This window comes from Bacillus sp. Nf3, from assembly GCF_003028545.1.
In the GTDB taxonomy this organism is placed as follows: Bacteria; Bacillota; Bacilli; order Bacillales; family Bacillaceae; genus Bacillus; species Bacillus safensis.
In genome coordinates, this window is record NZ_PYUA01000123.1 from 1 (window position 1) to 514 (window position 514).

Below are 514 nucleotides of genomic sequence, written 5' to 3' on the forward strand. Positions count from 1 at the left end.
TCCGCAGTGCGCGCCAGGACAAGAGCGGCCAGCAGCTGGGCGATCCGGTGAAGGCGGCGCAGGCCATGCTGCAGATCATCGACAGCGATGCGCCGCCGAGCCATCTGCTGCTGGGCAGCGACGCACTGCAGCTGGTGCGCGCAAAGCTGGCATCGATGGCCGGCAACATCGACGCGTGGGAACCACTGAGCCGCTCGACCGACAGCACCCCGTAGGCGCTGCCGGTCGATGGCCAGGGTGCGGTAGCGCCGGGCCGTGCCCGGCGAGCCCGGCGGCCCACCCGGCGTGAATTTCCAGCCCTCCCCAGCGCCATCATTGACATGCAGGCATTCACCTGCATATAGTCAGTGCGAAGGACGGCACCTGCCCGCCCATCGCGAGGAACCTGCAATGGTGGATATCGCACATCGGGTCGGCATCAAAGCCCCCGCAAGCCAGGTGTATCAAGCACTGGCCACCCCCGAAGGCGTCGCCGCCTGGTGGGCAGAAGACACCCGCGGCGACCATCAGACCG

At 67.9% G+C, this 514-nt stretch carries 1 pseudogene; it reads left to right on the forward strand.

What is annotated here, in order from left to right:
• A pseudogene (locus C9414_RS21145) lies at positions 1-215 on the forward strand (short-chain dehydrogenase/reductase); the annotation flags it as partial.
• Positions 216-514 lie beyond the last annotated feature (299 nt).